Raw genomic sequence first — 24,037 nt, 5'->3', positions numbered from 1 at the left:
ACGTCATGGAGCTGGGAATCGGGATCGGCTGGCGACCGGAGATCGCCGACGCGGTGGAAGCCCTGCCGGGGATCGACTGGGTGGAAGCGGTCGCGGAGAATCTCTGCCCCGACCATCTCCCCGCCTCCCTGGTGCGGCTGAGGGAGCGCGGCGTCACCGTGGTGCCGCACGGCGTCTCCCTCGGCCTGGGCGGGGCCGACCGCCCCGACGCCGGCCGGCTCGCCGGTCTGGCGGCGCGGGCCACCCTGCTGGGGGCGCCCCTGGTCACCGAGCACATCGCGTTCGTCCGGGCGGGGGGAGCGCGCACCGCGTCGCCGGTGCTGGAGGCGGGACACCTGCTGCCCGTGCCGCGTACCTGGGCCGCGCTGGACGTGCTGTGCGAGAACGTGCGGGTGGCGCAGGACTCGTTGCCGGTGCCGCTGGCGCTGGAGAACATCGCGGCGCTGATCTCCTGGCCGGACGAGGAGCTGACCGAGGGCCAGTTCCTGGCGGAGCTGGTCGGACGCACCGGGGTGCGGCTCCTCATCGACGTGGCGAATCTGCACACGAACCACGTGAACCGGGGCGAGGACCCGGCCACGGCACTCGACGAACTCCCCGTGGAGGCCATCGCGTACGTCCACGTGGCAGGCGGCGTGGAGAAGGACGGCGTCTGGCACGACACGCACGCCCACCCGGTCACCGCTCCGGTGCTCGACGTCCTCGCCGAACTCCGCTCCCGCGTCGCCCCGCCCGGGGTCCTGCTGGAGCGCGACGACGACTTCCCGCCGGCCGCCGAACTGGCGGATGAACTGGACGCGATCCGCGCCACGCTCGACGCCGGCCGGGGTGGGCTGCGACGGCCCGTCCCCCGCACGCCGGACGCCGAACCCCCAGTGCACGCGGCCGGGGCTCCGGAGGCACTCCGTGACCGGGTGGCGGTCGCGCAGGCAGCACTGCTCTCCGCCCTCGTCGCGGGCACCCCTGCCCCCGAGGGCTTCGACCACCGCCGGCTCGGCGTCCAGAGCCGGGCCCTGGCCGCCAAGCGCGCCGACGTCGTCGCCAAGGTGGCCCCCGAGCTCCCTCAGATCCTGGGCCGCGGCTACCGGGACGCGTTCCTCGCGTACGCCAGGAACCGTCCGATGTCCGCCGGGTACCGCCGTGACGCCCTGGACTTCGCCGAGCAATTGCTCATCGCCGACCGCCCCGCGGACGAGGCGGCCCGCCGCCGGCTGACCCACTGGTGGCAGGACCGGTCGGCTCCCCGGCCGCCCCGCCGCACCGCCCGGCTGGCCCGGGCGGCCCGTTCCGTACTCGCAGGGAGGTGACGGCAAATGAACATCTTCGCCCTGGTCCTGACGCTCGCCGTGGCGGTCTCCTCGATGCTCCTGGTCGTCGGGGCGCGCCGGGCCCGCGAGGGGCCCGGCGGCAGTGTCCTCGACCTGTCCGAGGTGGCCTTCCTGAACGGCGGGCCCGGCCGTGTCGTGGACACCGCGCTCGCCGCGATGCTGGAGGACGGCCGTCTGCTCGTCGGTGGGCCCGGGATCGTCGCGGTCCAGCGGCCGGTCGCACACGACCCGGTGGAGCGGGCCGTGCTCCACGAGCAGGCCGCGGCTCCGAACGGTGCCCTGCACACGCTGCGGCACGCGGTCATGCGCCATCCCGCCGTGCAGGAGGTCGGGGACGGTCTGGCCGGTCGCGGGCTGCTGAACGCGCCCGGGGCGAACCGGAAATGGCGCCGCTGGGGGATGACACAGGGGCTGCTCTGCCTGCTCGGCCTGCCGGTGGCCCTCGCGCTGACCATCGCCGAGTTCGCCTCCGCCGACAGCCTCGGTCAGGCGCCGGTGCCGTTCATCGTCAAGGTGCTCCCGGCGCTTCTCGGCGGGGCCGTCACCGGACTGGTCGTCGCGGCCACCGCCCGTGCCCGGATCACCAGGGCAGGCCGCCGGGCCGCGGCGGAGTTCCGTACCGCCCACGCCTACGAGACGGGCGCGGCCCATCGGGTGGCGACGTCGGGGCCGCGGGCACTCGACGACCCGGAGGTCCGGGCGCACCTGACCACGGCGGCCCGGATGCGGCCCCCCGGAGCGGCCGCGCCCTCTCCCCACTCGTCGGACTCCTCGGGGCTGCTTCTCGTGCCGGTGGTGTGGTGCGCCGGGTCGAGCCCCGGCGACGGCGGCTGCGGCAGCTCTGCCGGGGACGGCGGAGGGGGTGGCGGGAGCGGGTGCGGATCGGGGTCGGGCTGCGGTTCCGGGTCCAGCTGCAGCTCCGGCTCCAGCTGCAGCTCCGGGTCCAGCTGCAGCTCCGGGTCGAGCTGCGGTTCGGGGTCGAGCTGCGGCAGCAGTTCCTGAGCGGTCGACGTCCGCATCGTGGAATCCGCTGGCGCTCCGGGTCCGGGCGGCATAGAAATCCGGCATGCTCTGGGTTCTGTTCCTGCTGGTCGCATGGGGTGCGGCGGCCATCTCGTGTGTCAGGCTCTGCCTCGCTGCCGCCCGCCTGGCCCCGCCGTCGGGCGCGTTGTCCCGGGAGGTCCGGCGCGCGGCGGAAGACCCTGAACTCACTCTGTACGAGACCGCGTTCCTGGCCGGCGGCCCGCACCGGGTCGCCGATCTGGCGCTCGTCACGATGCATCTGCGCCGTCGGCTGCTGCTCGCGCACACGGGCTGGGCGACGGTGGTCGACCCGGACGGCCGCGACGAGGTGGAGCGCACGGTGATCCGTGCCATCGGCCCGCAGGGCCAGTCACCGATACCGCCGGTCCGCTCGGCGGCGGCCGCCGCCGACGCCGTTCGCGCGCTCGCCGACCGGCTCGTCTCCGCGGGCCTGGCGCTGCCGGGCGGGGCGGCGACGGACATCGCGTCGGCGGTGCGGGCGGTCCGTGGGGCTGCGCTGCTGGTGGCCTCGATGGGCACCGCCGCTCTGCTCACACCCGGACGGGAGCCGGGTCCGGGCGGCTCGGGGGTGCCGGTGCTCGTCTGGTTCGGGCTGCCGCTCGCCCTGACGCTGGGCTGTCTGGCCATCGCCCGGATGGAGGTGCATCCGTACGGTTCCTGGGCTTCCCCCGCCGGTCAGCGGCTCCTGGACGCGCGCACGGCGTCAGCGGGCGGCCCGGAGGGCGAGGTGCTGCTGGCGGTGGCCGTGCGGGGCGTGCGCGCGGTGGCCGATCCGGCGCTGCGGGCCGCGCTCGGCGGCGGTGGCGGGGCCCCGAGGAACGTCACGTGAAGAACACCGGTGCGGCGCGCGGGAAGCGCGCCGCACCGGGAGCCGAACCCGGTGTCGCTGGAACGGCGGCCGGCACAGGGTGCCGCGGGTTCCGCCGTCTGATCTTCCGGGTTGGGGTGATCGGAACCCGCTCGCTACGCGAGCCCGGCCACCAGGTCTGCGACCGACTTGCGCCGGCCGGTGAAGAAGGGGACCTCCTCGCGGACGTGCATCCGCGCCTCGGAGGCCCGCAGGTGGCGCATGAGGTCGACGATGCGGTGCAGTTCGTCGGCCTCGAAGGCCAGCACCCACTCGTAGTCGCCGAGTGAGAAGGAGGCGACGGTGTTGGCGCGCACGTCCGGGTAGCCGCGGGCCATCTTGCCGTGGTCGGCGAGCATGCGGCGACGGTCCTCGTCCGGCAGCAGGTACCAGTCGTAGGAGCGCACGAAGGGGTACACGCTGATGTAGTCGCGCGGCGTCTCGTCGGCGAGGAACGCCGGCACGTGCGACTTGTTGAACTCGGCGGGGCGGTGCAGCGCCATGTTCGACCAGACCGGGTCGAGACCCTTGCCCAGCCGGGTACGCCGGAAGAGGTTGTACGCCTCCTGCAGCGCGTCCGACGTCTCGGCGTGCCACCAGATCATGACGTCGGCGTCGGCGCGCAGTCCCGAGACGTCGTAGGTGCCGCGCACGGTGATGTCCTTGGCCGCGAGCTGGTCGAACAGCTCCTGGACCTCCCCGGAGTACGCCGCGCGGTCCGTGTCCGCGGGCAGCACGTCGCGCAGCTTGAAGACGGACCACAGTGTGTAGCGGACGACGTCGTTGAGGTCCTTCGCCTTCTTGCCGGCGTTGGGGGCCTTGCTTGATGTCACAGTCTCAGGAGCACTCATACGGCTATTGTCCCGCCTCGCTCCGTGTGCCCTGAACCAGGGTCGCAGTGGCGATGATCTCCCCGTCCTTCTTCCCGCCGTCATCGCCCGTGATGTCCCGGACGATCTCGTCCGCGGCACGGTGGGCACTCGCGATGCAGGCGGGGATGCCGACTCCGTCGTAGACCGCTCCGCAGACGCGCAGCGCGGGCAGCTTGGCGACCTCGTCGCGGATCCGGGCGACGCGGCCGAGATGGCCCACGGGGTACTGGGGCAGTCCGCCGATCCACCGGGTGACCTCGGTGGCGACGGGCCTCGCGGCCAGTCCGGTCGCCGCGGCGAGGTCGCTCAGCGACACGTCGACGAGTTCGCCGTCCTCGCGGTGCAGATGGTCCTCCTCGCCGTAGCGGCCCACCGAGGTCCGCAGGACGAACAGGTCGGGAGCCGAGTCGGCGACCCACTGCCACTTGTGGGTGGAGAAGGTGGCGGCCTTGATGGTGTGGCCGTCGACGGGGGGCACCAGGAAGCCGGAACGTCCGTCGAACGCCTTGGAGCCCGTCACGTCGGAGCGCCGGAAGGCCATGGTGACCAGGGCCATCGACGCGTACTCGACGCCCGCGAGCTCGGCGGAGGCGGCCGGGGACTCGGCGGCCAGCAGGGTGGAGGCCGACCATGCCGGGGCGGCGAGGACGATGCCGTCCGCGGCGATGACCCGGGCGTCGGTGCGCACGTCCCAGCCGTCGGCGCTGCGGGTCAGGCCCAGCACGGGGGTCTCGGTGAGGATCTCCCCGCCCCCGGCGCGTACGGCGTCGGCCACGGCATTCGGCAGGGTGCCGAGGCCCCCGTCGATGCCCTGGAAGACCGGCCCGGCCTGCTGCCGGGCCGCGGTCCGCTCCTGGATCCGGGAGACCCCGTCGAGCAGGGAGCCCGCCTGTCTGGCGACCTCGAAGAGCTGCGGTACGGCGGCGCGCATCGAGATCCGGTAGGCGTCGCCCGCGTACACCCCGCCCAGGAGCGGTTCGACCAGCCGGTCGACGACTTCTCGGCCGAGCCGGTCGGCGACGTACGCGCCGACGGCCACGTCGTCACCGACGGCGGTCGGGGTCAGGTCGCGTTCCTGGGCGATGCGGGCGAGGCCTTCGGGCGAGAGCACGTCGCCGAGGACCGACGGGTCGCCGGGGACGCCCATCACATGTCCCTTGGGCATGGGGCGCAGCGCGTTGCGCGTCCACAGCGAGGCGGTGGCGGTGGCGGGCGGCTGGAGCCGTCCGCCGAGGCCGGCCGCGCGGGCCAGGGCGACCGCCTCCGGCCGGCGGGCGAGCATCGACTCGGCGCCGAGGTCGACCCGCACGCCCGCGATCTCACCGGTCATGAGCTTGCCGCCGAGCCGGTCGGTGGCCTCCAGGAGGGTGACCCTGAGACCGGTGCCGAGGAGCCGGTGGGCGGCCGCGAGTCCGGCGATGCCGCCGCCGATGACGACGACGTGACCGGGGGCCCTGTCCGCGCGGTGTGTTGAACGCTGCATACCCCCACTCTCTCAAACCGCTTCCGAGTCCCGACCGTGACCGCTTCGAAACCGGTTCCCCGAAACCCGCAGAGCCACCTCGTACGTCGAACCGAAGCCATCAATCACCCGTCCTGGGGGGACAGTTATGCAGGCAGCACCCATGACCCGTACCGACGTACGAGCCGTCGGCCGTACGCGCACCGCGCTCGCCGCCGGGCTGCTCACCGCCGTTCTGGCCCTGAGTGGCTGCGGAGCGGCGGGCGACAGCGACGATGCCTCGTCCTCCGACGAACGCGCTCTGTCCGCGGCCGGCCAGAACAAGGCGGGCGCCGGGGAGGCGGCCTCGGACGCCAAGCAGGACGGGGCGGAGCCGGGGTCACCGAAGAAGCCGGATCCGGTGACGGCTACGGCGACGCACGTCATCCGGACCGCGTCCCTGTCCGTGGAGGTGCGGAGCGCCTCCCGGGCGGCAGCCACCGCCCGTACGGTCGCGCAGAACGCGGGAGGGCTCGTCGCGAGCGAAACCACCGAGCAGGTCGACGACACGCACGACTCCTCGCATCTCGTCCTGCGTGTACCCCAGGGCCGGTACGACAGTGTGCTGCGCGAGCTGTCGGGTGCGGGGAAGCTGCTCTCCCGCACCTCGACCGCGAAGGACGTCACCGACCAGGTCGTCGACGTGGAGAGCCGGATCGCCACCCAGCGCTCCAGTGTGGCGCGGGTGCGCAAGCTGATGGACCGGGCCGACAAGCTCGCCGACGTCGTCACGCTGGAAGGCGAACTGAGCAGCCGTCAGGCCTCCCTGGAGTCGTTGCTCGCCCAGCAGGCCTCGCTCGAGGACCGTACGGCGCTGGCCACGATCACGCTCGACCTGATGGAACCGGAGGCAGCGCCCGAGGAGGAGGGGGACCCCGGGTTCCTGGACGCGCTGAGCGGCGGCTGGCACGCCTTCCTGACGATGCTGCGGTGGCTCGCGGTGGCGGTGGGCGCGGCGGCCCCGTTCCTGGCCGCCGCGGCCCTCCTGCTGGTGCTGTGGCGGATGCTGTCGCGCCGCCGGGGCACGAAGGCGGGGCAGCCGCCGGCCGGCGAGTGAGGTCCACCGGGGGCGCCGCCGCGCCCCCGGGATCCGCCGCGCCGTAGCGTGGGCCTTTCGCAGTGGCGTCGAAGGGACCTGGCATGGCGACGGAACGACTGGTGGTCATCGGCGGTGACGCGGCGGGCATGTCCGCCGCGTCCCAGGCGCGACGGCTCAAGGGCCCCGACGAGCTGACCATCACCGCCTTCGAGCGGGGCCACTTCACCTCGTACTCCGCCTGCGGCATCCCGTACTGGGTCGGCGGTGACGTCGAGCAGCGGGACGACCTGATCGCCCGCACCCCCGAGGAACACCGGGCCCGCGCCATCGACCTGCGGATGCGCACCGAGGTGACCGAGATCGATGTCGCGGGGCGGCGGGTCCGTTCGCTGGACCGGGAATCGGGCGAGACCTCCTGGACCGGCTTCGACAAGCTGGTGATCGCGACGGGAGCCCGCCCGGTGCGGCCCGCGCTGCCCGGCATGGACGCGGCAGGGGTCCACGGCGTGCAGACCCTGGACGACGGGCAGGCCCTGCTCGACACCCTGGAGCGTGCGAAGGGCCGGCGCGCGGTCGTCGTCGGCGCCGGCTACATCGGCGTCGAGATGGCCGAGGCGCTGCTGAAGCACGGCTTCGAGGTGACCGTGCTCAACCGCGGCGAGCAGCCGATGGCGACGCTCGATCCGGACATGGGACGCCTGGTCCACGACGCCATGGACGGGCTGGGGATCACGACGGTGAACGGGGCCGGGGTCACCGCGATCCGTACCGGTACGGACGGCCGGGTGAGCGCCGTGGAGACGGCCGATGCCTCCTACCCGGCGGACGTGGTGGTGCTCGGCATCGGTGTCGAGCCGGAGACGACGCTGGCGCGCGCCGTCGGGCTGCCGCTCGGTCCGCACGGGGGACTGCTCACCGACCTGTCCATGCGGGTGGTGGGCCACGACAACATCTGGGCGGGTGGCGACTGCGTCGAGGTCCTCGACCTGGTGGCGGGCCGCACCCGCCACATCGCGCTGGGTACGCACGCCAACAAGCACGGCCAGATCATCGGGGCCAACGTCGGCGGCGGCTACGGGACGTTCCCGGGCGTGGTCGGTACGGCGGTGAGCAAGGTCTGCGACCTGGAGATCGCCCGTACCGGTCTGCGCGAGAAGGACGCCCGCGCGGTGGGCCTGCGCTTCGTCACGGCGACGGTCGAGTCGACGGGCCGGGCGGGCTACTACCCGGGGGCGCGGACCATGACGGTGAAGATGCTCGCGGAGTACCGCACGGGGCGGCTGCTGGGCGTGCAGATCGTGGGCCGTGAGGGGGCGGCGAAGCGGGTGGACGTGGCCGCGGTGGCGCTCACCGCCGGCATGACGGTCGAGCAGATGACGTCCCTGGACCTGGGCTACGCACCGCCGTTCTCCCCCGTCTGGGATCCGGTCCTGGTGGCGGCCCGCAAGACGGTGACGGCGCTGCGGAAGGCGGGCACCGCCTGAGCGGCACCCGCCTTCCGGCCGAGGTCAGCGGGCGGTGCTGGTGTGGACGTACTCGACCAGGCGCGTCAGCGCGTCCGGGTCCATCGCCGGCATCACGCCGTGGCCCAGGTTGAAGATGTGGCCCTCCAGACCGGCGGCCGCGTCCAGCACCTCCTGGGTCTTGGCCTCCACGACTGCGGTCGGGGCGAACAGCACGGCGGGGTCGAGGTTGCCCTGGAGCGCCTTGCCGGGGCCGACGCGGCGCGCGGCCTCGTCCATCGGGACCCGCCAGTCGACGCCGACGACGTCCGCGCCGGCCTCGCCCATGAGGCCGAGCAGTTCGCCGGTGCCGACGCCGAAGTGGATGCGCGGCACACCGTACGACGCGACGGCGTCGAACACCTTCGCCGAGGCGGGCAGCACCGAGCGGCGGTAGTCGGCGGGTGCCAGGGCGCCCACCCAGGAGTCGAAGAGCTGCACCGCGGAGGCGCCGGCCTCGATCTGGACCTTGAGGAAGGCGCCGGTGATCTCGGCGAGACGGTCGAGCAGGTCGGCCCAGAGCTCCGGGTCGCCGTACATCAGGGCCTTGGTGTGCTCGTGGTTGCGGGACGGCCCGCCCTCCACGAGGTAGCTGGCGAGGGTGAACGGCGCCCCGGCGAAGCCGATGAGCGGCGTGGCCCCCAATTCGGCGGTGAGCAGGCCGATGGCCTCGGTGACGTACGGGACGTCCTCGGGCGTCAGGTCGCGCAGCCGGGCCAGGTCGGCGCGGGTGCGGATCGGCTCGGCGATCACGGGCCCGACGCCGGGCTTGATGTCGAGGTCGATGCCGATGGCCTTGAGGGGGACCACGATGTCGCTGTAGTAGACAGCGGCGTCGACCTCGTGGCGGCGGACGGGCTGCATCGTGATCTCGGCGACGAGCTCCGGCATCGTGCAGGAGTCGAGCATCGGGATGCCTTCGCGCACCTTCAGGTACTCGGGCAGCGAGCGCCCCGCCTGGCGCATGAACCAGACCGGCGTATGCGGCACGGGCTCGCGCCGGCACGCCTTCAGGAACGCCGACTCATGGGTGGCGGAGGTCTTCGTCTGGTGGCCCGAGGGGCGGTCAATGGCACTCACGCACAGAATCTTCGCATGCGCGCGTAATGAGCCCTGCCCCGCACGGGTGTCCTTCCGCGCGCCCGGCTCCGGTTCCGCCTACTCTTCCCGGCATGGCTTCGGCGCAGGGACACTTCTCCGATCAATCCGATGGTGCTGACGGCGCGGACAGTGCGGAGGGTGAGTCCGTCCCGCCCGCGTTCCGTTCGGCGGTGGACGCGCTGCGCTCGGCGCGCCCGAGGCCCGAGCTGGAGGTGGAGCCGACACGGCCGCCGAAGCGCCTGGCGCCGTACGCGTACGCGCTGGAGGCGGCGGTCGTCGACGGCGAGGACGACCTCGCCGACGGGCGGCTCGTCCTGCTCCACGACCCGGACGGGCACGAGGCCTGGCAGGGCAGTTTCCGGCTGGTGACGCTGGTGCGCGCCGAACTGGAGCCGGAGATGGCCTCCGATCCGCTGCTGCCGGAGGTGTGCTGGTCGTGGCTGACCGGTGCGCTGGAGGCGCGCGGTCTGTCGTACGGGGAGGCGGGCGGCACCGTCACGATGGCGGGTTCGCACTACTTCGGTGCGCTGGCGGCGCGGCGCCCGGCCACGCAGATCGAGATCCGGGCGTCGTGGACACCGCGCGAGGGCCGGGGCGGGGTGCCCGACACGGCGGCCCATCTGATGGCGTGGGGCGACCTGCTGTGCCAGATCGCCGGCCTCCCGCCCTCGGAGCCGGTGGACGCCGCCGTGGTGTCCCTTCCGCAGCGGCGCGGTCCACAGACCTCGTAGGGCTGCCCCGCCTTCCCACTCGCCCGGTTCCGTGACGCTGTGTCACAGAACCTCGCACAGGCACCGGCTCTCTTTTCGTACAATCGATCGCGCGTCCTATTTGCCCGAATTGTTACTCACCAAATCGTGATCTTCCTCTAAAGGAGCAGGGGTCTGCTGCCGAAGGAGTCAATGACCCTTCAAGCACGGTTCGCCCCGGCTTCATCCCCGAGCCGGCCCGTCCCGCCACTCCCCAGGAGGCCTGGTGTCCGTTCTCCTCGAGCAGCCCGCAAGCCTGGTCGCCTACCGCCCGAACAAGCCGACGGCCATGGTCGTCGTGGCCGACCCGCGCGTCCGTTCCACCGTCACCCGCCATCTGTGGGCACTCGGAGTACGTGACGTCATCGAGGCGTCGTCCATCGCGGAGGCCCGCCCCCGCGTCGGCAACCCGCGCGACATCTGCGTTGCCGACGTCCACCTGCCCGACGGTTCCGGGCTGACCCTGCTGTCCGAAACCCGAGCCGCCGGCTGGCCGAACGGCCTCGCCCTCTCCGCCGCCGATGACATCGGCGCCGTGCGCAACGCCCTCGCGGGCGGCGTCAAGGGCTACGTCGTCACCGGCACCCGTACCAACATCGGCCACCCCACCCGTCCCGGCGTCGCCCCCATCGGCGCCACCGCCGCCCGTATGCACCGCCGGCCCCCCGGCACCCCGAGCCACCCGGGCGGCTACCGCGAACTGTCCGGCCGCGAGGTGGAGGTCCTGCGGCTCGTCGCCGAAGGACAGTCCAACAAGGCCATCGGCGTCTCCATGGGGCTGTCCGCCCTCACCGTCAAGAGCCACCTCGCCCGAATCGCCCGCAAGCTCGGCACCGGAGACCGCGCAGGCATGGTCGCCGTCGCCCTGCGGACGGGCATCATCCACTGAATCCCAACGAATCGACACCCCCGCCGGTGTGCAGAGATGCGGAACCGGCTGGATTACATGCATCGGCGCCCGCCGACGGATCATTCCGTCGACGGGCGCCGTGCATACACAGATACCCTTGACACGTGACCGACGCCCAAGAGACCGCAGCAGACACTTCACTGCGAACCACCGGGGGCGCCCCCCCGGACGACGTCGCCCCGGCGCCGATCCCCTTGCTCGAACCTCGCGAGGGCATTCCACCGGTGGTGGCCTCCGACGATGCCCTGGCCGGGGTGATCGCGGCCTTCGCCGCGGGCTCCGGCCCGGTGGCCGTGGACGCCGAGCGCGCCTCCGGCTACCGGTACGGGCAGCGCGCCTATCTCGTACAGCTGCGCCGCGACGGTGCGGGCAGCGCGCTCGTCGACCCGGTGGGCTGCCCCGATCTGTCCGGGCTCGGTGAGGCGCTGCGGGGCACCGAGTGGATCCTGCACGCGGCGACCCAGGACCTGCCCTGTCTGCGCGAAATAGGGATGATGCCGACCGGGCTCTTCGACACGGAGCTGGCCGGACGGCTGGCCGGCTTCCCGCGGGTCGGCCTCGGCGCGATGGTCGAGAGCGTGCTCGGTTACTCGCTGGAGAAGGGCCACTCGGCCGTCGACTGGTCGACCCGCCCGCTGCCCGACCCGTGGCTGCGCTACGCGGCACTCGACGTCGAGCTGCTGATCGACCTGCGCAACGCCCTGGAGGAGGAGCTCGACCGGCAGGGCAAGCTGGAATGGGCACAGGAGGAGTTCTCCGCCATCGCCTCGGCGCCGCCCGCTCCCCCGCGCCAGGACCCCTGGCGACGCACGTCCGGCATGCACAAGGTCCGCCGGCGCCGGCAGATGGCAGTGGTCCGGGAGCTGTGGACCATGCGTGACCAGATCGCCCAGCGCCGCGACATCTCCCCCGGGAAGGTCCTCGGCGACGCCGCGATCGTGGAGGCGGCCCTCGCGCTCCCGCCCAACGCCCACGCGCTGACGGCGCTGCCCGGCTTCGGCCACCGCATGGGCCGGCGCCAGCTGGAGCAGTGGCAGGCGGCCGTGGACCGGGCGAAGGAGCTGCCGGATGCGGAGCTCCCGCAGCCCGGCCAGCCCCTGGCCGGGCCGCCGCCGCCCCGCGCCTGGGCGGACAAGGACCCGGCAGCCGCAGCCCGCCTGTCGGCCGCGCGCACGGCGGTGTCCGGGCTCGCGGAGCGGCTGCACATGCCGCAGGAGAACCTCATCACCCCCGACACCGTGCGCCGGGTGTGCTGGGAACCGCCGAAGAAGCTCACGCCGGACACGGTCGAGAGCGCCCTGTCCGGATACGGGGCGCGGCGCTGGCAGATCGAACAGGTGGCCCCGATCCTGATGCGCGCGCTCGCTTCGGAGGCCTGAGAAGGCATCGGACAGGGGCGTATTCACGCCAGGTTGGCGCGGCCCACAACCGCTCGAATCGTCTCTCTTCATGGCCCGGGCGGCCCCTTCACGGGGCCGCCCGGGCCATTTTGCGGATGTGACCTTCGCCGCTCCCGTCACAAGGACTGGGCAGTCTGGTTACCCGCAAGTAGCATGAGGGTGGCGGCACGCTCCCGGGCGTGCCCCGCAGCAGTGCCATCCCGCACCCTGGAGGAGAGCCACCGTGCCTCGTACCATCCGGGACGTCGTCTTCGTCGACGGCGTCCGCACCCCGTTCGGCAAAGCGGGCCCGAAGGGCATCTACCACGAGACCCGCGCCGACGATCTCGTCGTGAAGGCCATCCGGGAGCTGCTGCGCCGCAACCCGGACCTGGACCCCGCCAAGATCGACGAGGTCGCCATCGCCGCGACCACGCAGATCGGTGACCAGGGCCTCACGCTGGGCCGCACCGCCGGAATCCTGGCCGGGCTGCCGCAGTCCGTCCCCGGGTACTCCATCGACCGCATGTGTGCGGGCGCCCTGACCGCCGTCACCTCGACGGCCGGCTCCATCGCGTTCGGCGCGTACGACGTCGTCGTCGCCGGTGGCGTCGAGCACATGGGCCGCCACCCCATGGGCGAGGGCGTGGACCCGAACCCGCGCTTCGTATCGGAGAAGCTGGTCGACGAGTCCGCCCTGTTCATGGGCATGACCGCGGAGAACCTGCACGACCGGTACCCCACGATCACCAAGCAGCGCGCCGACGAGTACGCGGTCCGCTCGCAGGAGAAGGCCGCCAAGGCGTACGCCAACGGCAAGATCCAGCAGGACCTGGTGCCGGTCTCCGTGCGCCGCACCAACGCCGAGGCCGGTGAGACGGGCTGGGGCCTGGTCACCGCCGACGAGCCGATGCGTCCGGGCACCACGATGGAGTCCCTGGCCGGCCTGAAGACCCCGTTCCGCGCCCACGGCCGCGTCACTGCCGGTAACGCCGCAGGTCTCAACGACGGCGCCACCGCCTCGCTGCTCGCCGCCGAGGACGTCGCCCGCGAGCTGGGTCTCCCGGTCAAGATGCGCCTCGTCTCCTACGCCTTCGCGGGCGTCGAGCCGGAGGTCATGGGCTACGGCCCGATCCCGGCGACGGAGAAGGCCCTGTCGAAGGCCGGCCTGTCCATCTCGGACATCGGTCTCTTCGAGATCAACGAGGCGTTCGCCGTGCAGGTGCTCGCCTTCCTGGAGCACTACGGCATCGCCGACGACGACGCCCGCGTCAACCAGTACGGCGGCGCGATCGCCTACGGCCACCCGCTGGCCTCCTCCGGCGTCCGGCTGATGACTCAGCTGGCCCGCCAGTTCGAGGAGCAGCCCGAGGTCCGCTACGGCCTGACGACCATGTGCGTCGGCTTCGGCATGGGCGCGACGGTCGTCTGGGAGAACCCGCACTTCAACACCGCCGGAGGCGACAAGTGAGCTCCACCACTGAGCTTCTGAAGGGCGCGGCCGAGCTGTTCCCCGGCGAGGTCGTCACCCAGGCGCACGTACGCCACCTGGACCTTCCGGCCGGTGCGGGCCGTTTCGCCCTCATCACGCTGGACAACGGCCTGGACCACACCAAGCCGACCACCTTCGGACCGCAGTCGCTGGCGAACCTGAACGCCGCCGTCGACCAGGTCGAGAAGGAGGCCGCCGAGGGCGCGATCACCGGCATCGGCATCACCGGCAAGCCGTTCATCTTCGCGGTCGGCGCCGACCTCAAGGGCGTCGAGCTGCTGAAGGAGCACAAGGACGCGCTCGCCATCGGCAAGGGCGGCCACGACGTCTTCCGCCGCCTCTCCGGTCTCGCGGTCCCGACGTTCGCGTACTACAACGGCGCGGCGATGGGCGGCGGGGTCGAGGTCGGCCTGCACTGCTCGTACCGCACCGTCTCCAAGGCGCTGCCCGCGTTCTCGCTGCCCGAGGTCTTCCTCGGCCTGGTCCCCGGCTGGGGCGGCTGCGCGCTGCTTCCCAACCTGATCGGCGCCGACCGCGCGGTCTCGGTGATCATCGAGAACTCGCTGAACCAGAACCGCCAGCTCAAGGGCAAGCAGGTCTACGAGCTCGGGATCGCCGACGCCCTCTTCGAGGGTGCGGACTTCCTGGAGCAGTCGCTGATCTGGACCGCGAACGTGCTGAACGGCACGGTCACGGTCGAGCGCCCCGCGATCGACCGCGGTGACGCCTGGGACCATGCCGTCGCTCGCGGCAGGGCCATCGCCGACTCCAAGGTGCACGGTGCGGCTCCGGCCGCGTACCGCGCGCTGGAGATCATCGCCGCGGCCAAGGACGGCGACCTGGGCGCCGGCTTCGACCGCGAGGACCAGGCCCTGGCGGACCTGATCATGGGCGGCGAGCTGCGCTCCGGGATCTACTCCTTCAACCTGGTCCAGAAGCGCGCGAAGCGCCCGGCCGGCGCTCCGGACAAGGCCCTGGCCCGTCCGGTCACCAAGGTCGGTGTGGTGGGCGCGGGCCTGATGGCCAGCCAGCTCGCCCTGCTCTTCCTGCGCCGCCTCGAGGTCCCGGTCGTCCTGACCGACATCGACCAGGCGCGCGTCGACAAGGGTGTGGGCTACGTCCACGCCGAGATCGAGAAGCTGCTCGGCAAGGGCCGCATCAACCAGGACAAGGCCAACCGCCTCAAGGCCCTGGTCTCCGGTGTCCTGGACAAGGCGGAGGGCTTCTCGGACGCCGACTTCATCATCGAGGCGGTCTTCGAGGAGATCGGCGTCAAGCAGCAGGTCTTCGCGGAGGTCGAGGCGGTCGCCCCGGCACACGCGATCCTCGCCACGAACACCTCGTCCCTCTCGGTCACCGAGATGGCGTCGAAGCTGAAGAACCCCGAGCGGGTCGTCGGCTTCCACTTCTTCAACCCGGTCGCGATCCTCCCGCTCCTGGAGATCGTCCGCGGCGAGCAGACCGACGACGCCTCGCTGGCCACGGCCTTCGGCGTGGCGCGGAAGCTGAAGAAGACCGCGGTGCTGGTGAAGGACGCCCCGGCGTTCGTCGTCAACCGCATCCTGACCCGCTTCATGGGCGAGATCCAGAACATCATCGACGAGGGCACCCCGGTCGCCGTCGCCGAGAAGGCCGTCGAGCCCCTCGGTCTGCCGATGTCGCCGCTGGTCCTCCTGGAGCTGGTCGGCCCGGCCATCGGCCTCCACGTCTCCGAGACCCTGAACCGCGCCTTCCCGGAGCGCTTCACGGTCTCCGAGAACCTGGCCGCGGTCGTCAAGGCCGGCAAGCGCGGCTTCTACGTCTACGACTCCGGCAAGCCGGAGCTGGACCCCGAGGTCGCCGCGCTCCTGAAGCAGGGCGACACCGTCCTGTCCGAGGAGCAGGCCCGTGACCGCGTCCTGGACGCGGTGGCGCAGGAGATCGGCCTGATGCTGGACGAGGGCGTCGTCGCCGAGGCCCAGGACATCGACCTCTGCCTGATCACCGGCGCGGGCTGGCCCTTCCACCTGGGCGGCATCACGCCGTACCTGGACCGCGAGGGCGTCTCGGAGCGCGTCAACGGGAAGCCGTTCCTGGCGCAGGGCGTGGCGAGCGTTCCGGCGTAGCACCGCTCTCTCATGCGGGTGAGGGCCGTACGGATCACTCCGTACGGCCCTCACCCGCGTCGTGCTCCGGCCCTCGGCGCTCACCGGCTCGGTGATACCCGCGATACGGCCCGGCGGGGCTCAGCCCCGTGCCCGCGACCACGCGGCGACGGCCCGCTGCCCGGGCCGCCGCTCCGTGTCATGGGCCGCCGTGCTACCGGATGCCCTCTTCCCGGACGAACTCGCCGAGCCAGGCACGGAAGTCCGGGCCCAGGTCCTCGCGCTCGCCGGCCGGCCGGACGACGGCGCGCAGGTGGTCGCCGCGGTCCCCGGTGTCGTAGCGGCGGCCGCCGAGGACCACGGCGTGCACGGGGCCGCCGATCGCGGGGTCGAGTGGCGGCCGCCGCAGCGCGCTTGAAGGTGTGCACTCCGGACGAAGAGGGATCAGGCCTTGTCGGGGCTGACGGTGAAGGACAGCTCGTTGCCGGGCGTGAAGAAGACCCTTCCGCGCGCCGGGCCCTGCGTGGGGTGGTGCCAGCGCTGCGTGGGATAGACGTCGATCCGCTTGCGCTCCAGGATGTCGTCGAAGAAGCGCGCGAGCCTGATCCGCGGCCGGCCGGGTGCACGCTCCAGCCACAGGTCCCAGTCGTCGTGGCCGCCGGACGAGGCGGCCACCACTCCGGCGAAGGGCAGATGGGCCTCGAAGGCGCCGTCGTGCCCCGCGGACACCTGGCCCGCGACGGTGGACGCGGCGTTCCCCTTGCGGGGTACGGCCCCGAGCCGCAGCCCGGACAGATCGGTGCCCGGCGGGGCGATCAGGGTGCCGCGCACGAGCCAGCCGTCCTGCCCCACCAGCACGGCCTGGACCTCGGCGTGCTCCACGCGATGACGCACGAAGACCGACAGGTGGCCGTCCGCGGTGCGGTAGGGCACGGGCCAGTAGGCGGGTCCTCCCGCGGGAATCCGGCGGACCAGCAGACCACCGGTGTGGACGCCCTCCACGGCGAGCGGCCGGCGCGGACCGTCGGGCGCCTCCAGGTGGATGTCGTACCGGCCCTCGGCGAGGACCGCCGGCTCGGCGGGGACGACGTACACGGCCCGCGGTGTGCCCGTCGCCTCGTCCACCGACGTCCCGAGTGCAGCCAGTCTGATCAGGGTCTCGCCCCTGCGCGGAGTGATGCACAGCGCGAGGGGCTCCGCGCCGGGGCCCGGCACGGCGCGTATCTCGATGGCGCCGTCGCCGCGCACCAGTACCTCCGCCGGGACTCCCGAGGCAGGGGCGGGCGGCTCCGCGGTGGCGCTCGGCCGCGGCACGGCGGCCGCCACATCCCGCAGGAAGGCGTCGTAGCGGAAGGCGATGCGCTCGGCGCTGTAGAGCGGGGCCGTCGCGTAGGCGCCCTGGGAGAGCTTCTCCCGCTCGGCCGGCTGTTCGATGAGGTAGCGCATGGCCTGGGCCATGGCGTCCTCGTCACCGAGGGGCACCAGGATGCCGTTGTGCCCGGGGACGACGATCTCCCCGGGCCCGAAGGGCGCGTCGGCCGCGAGGACCGGAAGCCCGTGGTGCATGGCCTCCACCAAGGTCAGGCCGAACGACTCGCGGCGGGCGGCGCTGACCGCGAAGGCCGCCTTGTCCCACTCCGCCGTGAGGTCGGGAAGCGCGCCCATGAGGCGGACCGCGTCGCTGAGCCCGTGCGCGTGCACGAGGTCCTGCAGCCGCGCCTGTTCGGGCCCGCGGCCGAAGATGCGCAGCCGCCACTGCGGGTGGTGGGGAACCACCTGGGCGAACGCGTTGATCAGCGTGTCGAAGGCCTTGCGCGGCACGAGCTGTCCCGCGGCGGCGATCAGCGGCAGGCCGTTCACGGGGGCGTGCCGGGTCGGTGGCGGCACGATGTTGCCGATGGCGGCGAACGGAGGCGCCTGGTCGCCCAGCCGGCGCCGGTAGTTGTCCATGTCGGCCTGGGTGAGGCAGACGACGCCGTCCATCTCGCGGTACAGCTCCAGAGTGCGCTCGCGCAGCTCCTGGGAGGGCACCATCGAGCCCTCGTGGTCGATGACCACGCGCCCGTAGCCGTGCCGGCCGTGGGCGATGAAGTACGCGGCGAACCCCGGCCGGGCAGCGATGACGACGTCGGCGCCGCACCGGCCGAGGTGACCGAGGATCAGGTCGTCGACCTCCTGCGTGTACTGCTTGGCCCACGCGTCCTCCCGCGGCATGATCCGGGACTGCTTGCCGTCCCCGGCCGTCACCGCCCCCTCACGCCGGTCGGCCAGGTAGCGCACGGTCACGCTGCCGGACGGGGGGAAGGAGGGCCGGTCCGCCGTACGGAAGACCGAGACGACCTCCACCTCGTGGTGGACCGCCAGGGCGGAGGCCAGGCTGCTGGTCGCCCGCGGCACGCCGCCGAAATTGTCGATGCTGTGGAGCAGGAAGGAAATCCGCACACGTGTCCTTCGGGAGTCTCGAGGTCCGTTGGGGCCCCTGTCAGTGATGCTCGGTCAACACGAGCGAGAGTTCGTTGTCGGCTGTGAAGTAGGGGCGCAGTCCGACGACGGCGCGGCCGACGTCGGGACCGAACAGGTCCGTCGGCTCCTCCCGCACCAGCTCCGGGAAGCGCTGCACGTCGCGCCGCACCACCTGGTCGTCGGCGATGCGCGCCACCCTGACCGGCTCACCGCCGCCGCCGTCGGTGAGCAGCACGTCCCAGTTCTCGCGCATGAGCAGCCGGGCCCTCATGGCCTCGTCCATGTTCAGCTCCGCGCCGAACCAGCCGTCCTCGAAGCGCACCCGGCCGGCCGCCAGCGTGCGCGCGGGCTCCTGACGCCGGCGGAGCAGCAGCAGGAGCTCGCCGCCGAGCCGCCACTCCCCCTGCAGCCAGCCCGTGAGCCACAGGCTGGTGTCGCTGTAGTCGACGGTCACCAGTTCGGCGTGGCTCTGCCGGGACCAGACGCGCAGACGCAGGTAGCCGCCCTCGCTCGCGTACGGCAGGACCCAGTGGAAACGGTCCAGGTCGCTCAGGTGCCCGACGTCGCGGGCGCCGCCGAGTGTGCACAGCCCGTAGCGCAGTCGCCTCTCCTTGCCCTTGCCGTCCACAGCGTAGAGATCGGCCCGGCCCTCGCCCAGCACGGTGAGCGCACGGGCGTCGATCAGGGCCCTGGTGCCGCCCCCGACGGCGAACTCGACGACCTGCTCGCGGCCCTTACCCTGCTCCTTGACCCGCACGGACCGGGCGCCCGGGATCCCGCGCAGGGTGATCTCCCACGCGCCGTTCGGCAGTACCCGGCAGTCGGCGGTGGGCGGGATGCGGTCCTCGGCGGGCGCGCCGCCACCGGTGCGCCGCCCCTTGCCCCAGCGTCCGCGCACACCGGCCCTCACCGCCCCGAACAGTTCCTCGTACGCGTCGCCGACCTGTTCCGTGCCCGCGGCCTCCGCGGTCCGCAGGGCGTGGGCCCGGTGCGCGGAACGGAGTCGCTCGTCCTCCATGTAGCGCTCCAGGGCGCGGGCGGCGGCATCGACGTCACCGACGGGCACCAGCAGCCCGCCGCGGCCCTCGGCGAGCACCTCGGGTGCTCCGAAGGGAACGTCCGTGGCGACGACGGGCGTGGCCTGGGCGAGTGCCTCCAGCACGGGACGCGCGCTGTCCACGCGCTCCGCGGTCACCAGGGCGATGTCCGCGTCGTAGAAGTCCTCCTCGCCGGCTTCCCGGTCGAACAGCAGCACATGGTCGTGGAGCCCCAGCGCGATGACCAGTTCGCGGGTCTCACGACGCAGCGGACCGGTGCCGAACACCCTCAGCTGCCAGCCCGGTTGGGCCGCGCGGGTCTGGGCGAAGGCGTGCAGCGCCAGCTCGACGCGCCGGTGCGAGACCAGTCGCCCCGCGCTGATCACCACCCCCGTCGTCGGCTTGTCGGGGCTCGGGGCGAGCAGCACCGGCTCGGGTATGGGGCGCACCTCGACGCCGGCCGTGCGCAGGGCCCGGTACTCGGGGGCGGCGGCGTCGCCCTGGGTGAGGGGGACGACCGCGTCCAGTTCGCGGTAGAGCTCGGCCCAGCGGGCGCGCGCCGATTCCGGGAGCCGTTCGACCGGTGCCGGCTGGCGGGCGATGCGCCGCGCGTGGGGGACGCGGCACTGGGCCAGGACCGCGCCGAGGGCTGAGCTGAGGGCGACCACCACGTCGGCGCCGGTCGCGGACAGGTGCTTGCGGAGCCTTCCGTCGTCGGCGCGGTTGTAGCGCCGGAACTCGGGGTCCCCGGCGATCACGAGCTGGGAGGTCTCGTCGTCGTCGCGGTCACCGGCCGCGACCGCGGGGGCCAGGGCCAGGACCTCGGCGTTCGCCGGGAGCCGGAGCGCCGCGTGCGGTGCCGCGGCACCTCGCACGGTGACGACGGTGACCCGGTGCCTGGGGACGAGGGACTGGGCGAGCCGGGCGGCCGCCCGCGCGCCGATGGAATCGGTGGCCAGGGTGTGGACCAGGATCTCGATGTGCACGGTTCAGGCCCCCGTCTTCTCGTAAGGGCTCGGCACCGGGTAGAAGGCTTCGAGGAATCGGTGGAGCAGCTCGCTCTGGTGCTCGATCTCGGCGGGGTCGCTCGCGGAGTCGTTGAGGCAGAAGGTGTCCCGGTCCCGGCGCAGCAGGAGCAGTTCCAGCTTGTGCTGAAGCTCGGGGTCGTCCAGTGCGAAGTAGCCGTACCGGAGGTCTCCGGGCAGGCTGCACCCGGAGTAGTAGCTGTAGTAGTGGTGCAGCGAGGAGGCTATGGACAGGTCGGTGATGCTGCGCACGGGGCTGGCGGAGGTGCGCCGGTGCTCCTCGGGGAAGTCCCGTTCGATGGCGGCGAGGATGTCCCGGTTGAGCGCGTACGGCACATGCTTCATCTTCTGCACGAGCGTGCGGCCGAAGCGCTCGTGGATGAGCCGGCGGTTGTTCTTCGCGGCCACCGAGGTGGGCACCTCGTCCGGCTCCGGGGGGCCGTAGGGGACCTGCGCCGGGGACGGGAAGAACTTGGCGATGCCGTTGGGGTGGAAGAAGGCGGAGGGGGTGAGGGTGCGCCCGATGAACATGTCGTCGTTGAAGTAGACGAAGTGGCGCGAGAGGCCGGGGATGTGGTGCAGCCGGGACTCGATCGCATGGCTGTTGAAGGTGGGCAGGTGGGAGGGGTCGTCGAAGATCTCCCGGTGGTCCACCACGCGGGCCCTGCCGTCACCCGGCGCCCACCAGTGCGGCGTCTGCTGGTCGGTGACGATGTAGATGTTCCGCACCCACGGCATGAACATCCGCACCGAGCGCAGGCTGTACTTCAGCTCGTCGCGCGAGACGTAACGGGCCAGGCTCGCCGCTTCCGCGTGGAAGACCTCCCCGCGGCTCTCGGCGCGGCGCCGCTGCCAGGCCGGGTCGTCGCCGTCCACCCAGGTGTACACGACGTCGATGGGGAAGGGGTGCTCGTCGGGGAAGGCGATGTCCAGTTCGGGGCGGGTGCGTGTGGGGCGCAGCTGGGGCACCTCGGAGCCGTGGGCCCGGCCCACGAGCCGGGTCATCTGCTCCCCGGGGACGACGAGCTGCTGGTGGCCGAGGGAGACGTGCTCGCTGGCGCGGTTGCGGCGGGGGGCGACGAGGCGGTCGACCCCCTGGCCCGGCACGCTCTCGCCCGGCTCCCAGAACTCGACGTCACAGCCCGTGTCGGCCCCGTGCGTCAGGTGCCCCTCCTCCGTGGTGCGGAACCAGTAGGCACGTACGACGGACAGGGTGCTCGCACGCTCCCACGTCTTGGCCGAAGAGCCTTCCCACGCACCGTCGCCGGGGGCCATGCCGGCCTTGGGGCGGGCAATGTAGCCCCTGCTCCCGGACAGGCGGGTGCGCAACGCCGCCAGGACCCGGGGCCGTTGACGCGCGTCGACGCCCACGGCGGAGGCCGTGTCGTCGAGGCCCGGCACCGCGAACCAGTCAATCCCCTCGGCTTCCAGGGCGCGACGTACTTCCAGGTTGTTCAGCTCGCGTGCGGCGAGCGGCGTGAGGCGCTCGTGCACCAGCGCGACCCGCTTGTGCATGTCCACGATGACCTGCCGCTCCGTACGGCCCCTGCGCAGTTGCGCCGGCGCGGGCTCCGGGCGGGAGCCGGTACCCACGGAGGTCTCGCCAGCCGTTTCCCGGCTGGAGGTGTCAAACACGCGGTTCACTTTCGTTACGGGGGAAGGGTGCTGCGGCAGGTGGAGCGGTTCGCTCACCGCCTGAGTTCGGCCTTCTGCGACCGGACCGACCGGTTCACGTTGCGGTACTCGTCCGAGTCCACCCGCTCGAAGCGGCTGGGCACCGGGAAGTACGCGTCGAGGAAGCTCCGGACCATGTGCTCCTGGGCCTCCGGGTCGGGGTGTTCGACGGTGTCGTTCAGACAGAACGTGTCGAAGTTCCGGTGGGCGAGGAGGCTGTTCAGGCGGCGCCGGGCCTGGTCGGCGGCGAGGTCGACGTACTGGTAGCGCAGGTTCCCGGCGGTCGTACGGCCCGTGTGGAAGCCGTAGTAGTGGTGGAGGGACGAGGCGATGGGGACGTCCTCGGGGGACCTGAAGCGCGAGTGCTGGGTGCGGTGGTGCTCCTCGCCGTACACCAGCTCGATGTCGGCGAGGATGCTGCGGCGCAGCGGGTGCGGGGTGTGCTTCATCTTCTGCGCGATACGGGTGCCGAAGGACCGCTCGATCAGTGCCCGGCTGTTCTTGCCCGCGGCGTTCACCGGCAGGTCGTCCTTGCCCGCGGGGCCGCTGGGTATGAGCGCCTTGGACTGGAAGAACTTGGTCAGGCCGTTGGTGTGGAAGAACCGGTCGGCGCCGACCGGGCGGCCGAGGAACACGTCGTCGTTGAGGTACAGGAAGTGCTCGGACAGGCCGTCGATGTGGTGCAGCTGGCTCTCGATGGCGTGCGAGTTGAAGGTGGGCAGCGCATCGGCGTCCGAGAAGATCTCGCGGTGGTCGACGACGCGGATGCCCGGGGCCTCGGTGTCCAGCCAGCGGGGCACCTGGCCCGCGGTGACCAGGTAGACGGTGCGGACCCAGGGTGCGTACTGGTGCAGGGAGCGCAGGGAGTAGCGCAGTTCGTCGCGGCTGGTGAAGCGCGCGTCGTTGGCCGCCTGGGCGTGCAGGGTCTGCGGCGCGCCGCCCTTCCGCCCCGAGCGGACGGCGTCGCGCTCGGCGCTCCATACGGGATCGGAGTCGTCGACCCACGTGTAGACGACGTCGATGGGGAAGAGGTGGTCCTCCGCCAGGGGCTGGGTGAATTCCGCCACGGTGCACGCGGTGCCGGTGGTGTAGGCGCCCGGCACCAGGGCGAACAGGGCCTGCGGGACGGTGTGGCGCGGCGCGTCGACCGGGACCTCGTCCACCACGCGGTTGGGGCGGGGTGCCACCAGCCGACCGTCCCGCTCCGCCCAGAACTCCAGGTCGCAGCCCTCGTCGGCGCCGAAGACGAGCTCCTGGGTGGGGTCCGTGACGTACCAGGCGACCCGCAGGACGTCGTGCCTGCGCAGCTGACGCCAGGACCTGTCGTCCTCGCCGGGGCGCATGCCCGACTCCGACGCGGTGGCCGCACCCACGTAGCCGGGGGTCTGCTCGAAGGCGATCTGGAGCATCTCCTCGGCCGCCTCGCGCATTCCGGCGGGCACCGCGACCGTCGGAAGGTCCTTCGTGGCGCCGCGGATGCAGAAGTACTCGATGCCCCCGGCCTCCAGCGCGGCGATGAGGATGTGCAGGTTGCGGGCCCGGGCGGCCCACGCCGTGGCGCCGTCGACGAGCAGGGCGCGCATGTGCCGGCCCTTGACCCGCACCACCCGGCGCATGGAGGCGGCGCTGTGGCGGGGCGCGTTGCGGCGGCCGCCCATCGCCCAGACGACCGTGGCCGACCGGATGGCGTCGACGGAGGTGAACGAGGACTTCACGACGGAACGCAGGGGGGCCGGAACCTTGCGGACGATGCCCCTTCGCGCGCCCGCCGGAACCACGGACCGGTACGCCGAAACCAGCGATCCCGCCTCCGGATTACCGGAACCGACCACGAGGCATCCACCACCCACGCCACTGCGGTCGAGCGTCTGCCGCGGCCAGGCACGCCCTCGTGCCCGGGCGACGGACCGCATGCGACCGAAACCTGTTCATCCCCGTTGAGACCGCCCCACAGAGCGGTCGGACCTGCTCACCCACGAGCAAGTCACAG

Annotated in this window: 17 protein-coding genes and 1 pseudogene; 10 read left to right on the top strand and 8 right to left on the bottom strand. The window is 72.5% G+C overall.

Annotated elements, in window-relative coordinates:
• Positions 1-5: 5 nt before the first annotated feature.
• The 3 genes from ABZ434_RS18585 to ABZ434_RS18575 all read left to right on the top strand — a co-directional run bounded on the left by ABZ434_RS18585 (position 6) and on the right by ABZ434_RS18575 (position 3,201).
• The gene (locus ABZ434_RS18585) at positions 6-1,307 is read left to right on the top strand and encodes a DUF692 domain-containing protein (RefSeq protein ID WP_359137473.1); all 1,302 of its coding nucleotides are present in this window, start codon (positions 6-8) and stop codon (positions 1,305-1,307) included.
• Between the two features lie 6 nt (positions 1,308-1,313).
• Complete coding sequence (locus tag ABZ434_RS18580) at positions 1,314-2,330, top strand: TIGR04222 domain-containing membrane protein (protein WP_359137471.1); 1,017 nt, start codon at positions 1,314-1,316, stop codon at positions 2,328-2,330.
• A gap of 64 nt (positions 2,331-2,394) precedes the next feature.
• Positions 2,395-3,201, top strand: coding sequence for a TIGR04222 domain-containing membrane protein (locus ABZ434_RS18575; protein WP_359137468.1), 807 nt, complete (start codon positions 2,395-2,397; stop codon positions 3,199-3,201).
• Between the two features lie 134 nt (positions 3,202-3,335).
• Here the strand turns inward: ABZ434_RS18575 and hemQ are convergent, their stop codons facing one another.
• Both hemQ and hemG read right to left on the bottom strand, forming a co-directional pair.
• Positions 3,336-4,070 (bottom strand): hydrogen peroxide-dependent heme synthase, encoded by a 735-nt coding sequence (gene hemQ / locus ABZ434_RS18570; RefSeq protein WP_359137465.1) that lies wholly within the window; start codon positions 4,068-4,070, stop codon positions 3,336-3,338.
• A gap of 4 nt (positions 4,071-4,074) precedes the next feature.
• Positions 4,075-5,574: a protoporphyrinogen oxidase gene (gene hemG / locus ABZ434_RS18565; RefSeq protein WP_359137462.1), complete on the bottom strand. Its 1,500-nt coding sequence runs from the start codon at positions 5,572-5,574 to the stop codon at positions 4,075-4,077.
• A gap of 142 nt (positions 5,575-5,716) precedes the next feature.
• Between hemG and ABZ434_RS18560 the strand changes: the two genes are divergently transcribed.
• Complete coding sequence (locus tag ABZ434_RS18560; protein WP_359137460.1) at positions 5,717-6,649, top strand: DUF4349 domain-containing protein; 933 nt, start codon at positions 5,717-5,719, stop codon at positions 6,647-6,649.
• A gap of 83 nt (positions 6,650-6,732) precedes the next feature.
• Positions 6,733-8,115 carry an FAD-dependent oxidoreductase gene (locus tag ABZ434_RS18555; protein ID WP_359137457.1) on the top strand — a complete coding sequence of 461 codons (1,383 nt, stop codon included), beginning with the start codon at positions 6,733-6,735 and terminating at the stop codon, positions 8,113-8,115.
• Positions 8,116-8,139: 24 nt separating this feature from the next.
• Here the strand turns inward: ABZ434_RS18555 and hemE are convergent, their stop codons facing one another.
• The gene (gene hemE, locus ABZ434_RS18550; protein ID WP_359137454.1) at positions 8,140-9,213 is read right to left on the bottom strand and encodes a uroporphyrinogen decarboxylase; all 1,074 of its coding nucleotides are present in this window, start codon (positions 9,211-9,213) and stop codon (positions 8,140-8,142) included.
• Positions 9,214-9,305: 92 nt separating this feature from the next.
• Between hemE and ABZ434_RS18545 the strand changes: the two genes are divergently transcribed.
• The 5 genes from ABZ434_RS18545 (at position 9,306) to ABZ434_RS18525 (ending at position 15,869) form a co-directional block, all read left to right on the top strand.
• Positions 9,306-9,965 (top strand): DUF3000 domain-containing protein, encoded by a 660-nt coding sequence (locus tag ABZ434_RS18545; RefSeq protein ID WP_359137451.1) that lies wholly within the window; start codon positions 9,306-9,308, stop codon positions 9,963-9,965.
• Between the two features lie 244 nt (positions 9,966-10,209).
• Positions 10,210-10,872 carry a response regulator transcription factor gene (locus tag ABZ434_RS18540; protein WP_093899280.1) on the top strand — a complete coding sequence of 221 codons (663 nt, stop codon included), beginning with the start codon at positions 10,210-10,212 and terminating at the stop codon, positions 10,870-10,872.
• 125 nt (positions 10,873-10,997) lie between these two features.
• Positions 10,998-12,272 (top strand): ribonuclease D, encoded by a 1,275-nt coding sequence (locus ABZ434_RS18535; protein ID WP_359137447.1) that lies wholly within the window; start codon positions 10,998-11,000, stop codon positions 12,270-12,272.
• Between the two features lie 244 nt (positions 12,273-12,516).
• Complete coding sequence (locus ABZ434_RS18530; RefSeq protein ID WP_359137444.1) at positions 12,517-13,743, top strand: acetyl-CoA C-acyltransferase; 1,227 nt, start codon at positions 12,517-12,519, stop codon at positions 13,741-13,743.
• Positions 13,740-15,869 (top strand): 3-hydroxyacyl-CoA dehydrogenase NAD-binding domain-containing protein, encoded by a 2,130-nt coding sequence (locus ABZ434_RS18525; RefSeq protein ID WP_359137441.1) that lies wholly within the window; start codon positions 13,740-13,742, stop codon positions 15,867-15,869. Before ABZ434_RS18530 ends, ABZ434_RS18525 begins: the two co-directional genes overlap by 4 nt.
• Positions 15,870-16,062: 193 nt before the next feature.
• Here the strand turns inward: ABZ434_RS18525 and ABZ434_RS18520 are convergent.
• From ABZ434_RS18520 to ABZ434_RS18500, 5 genes and pseudogenes are all read right to left on the bottom strand, one after another.
• Positions 16,063-16,266: pseudogene (locus tag ABZ434_RS18520) on the bottom strand (UTP--glucose-1-phosphate uridylyltransferase); the annotation flags it as partial.
• 26 nt (positions 16,267-16,292) lie between these two features.
• Complete coding sequence (locus tag ABZ434_RS18515) at positions 16,293-18,290, bottom strand: glycosyltransferase (protein ID WP_359137438.1); 1,998 nt, start codon at positions 18,288-18,290, stop codon at positions 16,293-16,295.
• Positions 18,291-18,330: 40 nt separating this feature from the next.
• Positions 18,331-20,334 carry a glycosyltransferase gene (locus ABZ434_RS18510; RefSeq protein WP_359137435.1) on the bottom strand — a complete coding sequence of 668 codons (2,004 nt, stop codon included), beginning with the start codon at positions 20,332-20,334 and terminating at the stop codon, positions 18,331-18,333.
• 3 nt (positions 20,335-20,337) lie between these two features.
• Positions 20,338-22,008: a stealth family protein gene (locus tag ABZ434_RS18505; RefSeq protein ID WP_359137432.1), complete on the bottom strand. Its 1,671-nt coding sequence runs from the start codon at positions 22,006-22,008 to the stop codon at positions 20,338-20,340.
• Between the two features lie 53 nt (positions 22,009-22,061).
• Positions 22,062-23,879: a stealth family protein gene (locus tag ABZ434_RS18500; protein WP_359137429.1), complete on the bottom strand. Its 1,818-nt coding sequence runs from the start codon at positions 23,877-23,879 to the stop codon at positions 22,062-22,064.
• Positions 23,880-24,037 lie beyond the last annotated feature (158 nt).

It is taken from the genome of Streptomyces sp. NPDC005761 (assembly GCF_040630635.1).
Lineage (GTDB): Bacteria > Actinomycetota > Actinomycetes > Streptomycetales > Streptomycetaceae > Streptomyces.
Note: the sequence above shows the minus strand (reverse complement) of the source record. Positions and strands in the feature narration are given on the sequence as shown.

What these genes read in the sequence shown, in the direction of transcription:
- ABZ434_RS18585 (WP_359137473.1), top strand. Translation starts at nt 6, where the DNA reads ATGGAGCTGGGAATCGGGATCGGCTGGCGACCGGAGATCGCCGACGCG.
- ABZ434_RS18580 (WP_359137471.1), top strand. Translation starts at nt 1,314, where the DNA reads ATGAACATCTTCGCCCTGGTCCTGACGCTCGCCGTGGCGGTCTCCTCG.
- ABZ434_RS18575 (WP_359137468.1), top strand. Translation starts at nt 2,395, where the DNA reads ATGCTCTGGGTTCTGTTCCTGCTGGTCGCATGGGGTGCGGCGGCCATC.
- hemQ (WP_359137465.1), bottom strand. Translation starts at nt 4,070, where the DNA reads ATGAGTGCTCCTGAGACTGTGACATCAAGCAAGGCCCCCAACGCCGGC.
- hemG (WP_359137462.1), bottom strand. Translation starts at nt 5,574, where the DNA reads ATGCAGCGTTCAACACACCGCGCGGACAGGGCCCCCGGTCACGTCGTC.
- ABZ434_RS18560 (WP_359137460.1), top strand. Translation starts at nt 5,717, where the DNA reads ATGACCCGTACCGACGTACGAGCCGTCGGCCGTACGCGCACCGCGCTC.
- ABZ434_RS18555 (WP_359137457.1), top strand. Translation starts at nt 6,733, where the DNA reads ATGGCGACGGAACGACTGGTGGTCATCGGCGGTGACGCGGCGGGCATG.
- ABZ434_RS18545 (WP_359137451.1), top strand. Translation starts at nt 9,306, where the DNA reads ATGGCTTCGGCGCAGGGACACTTCTCCGATCAATCCGATGGTGCTGAC.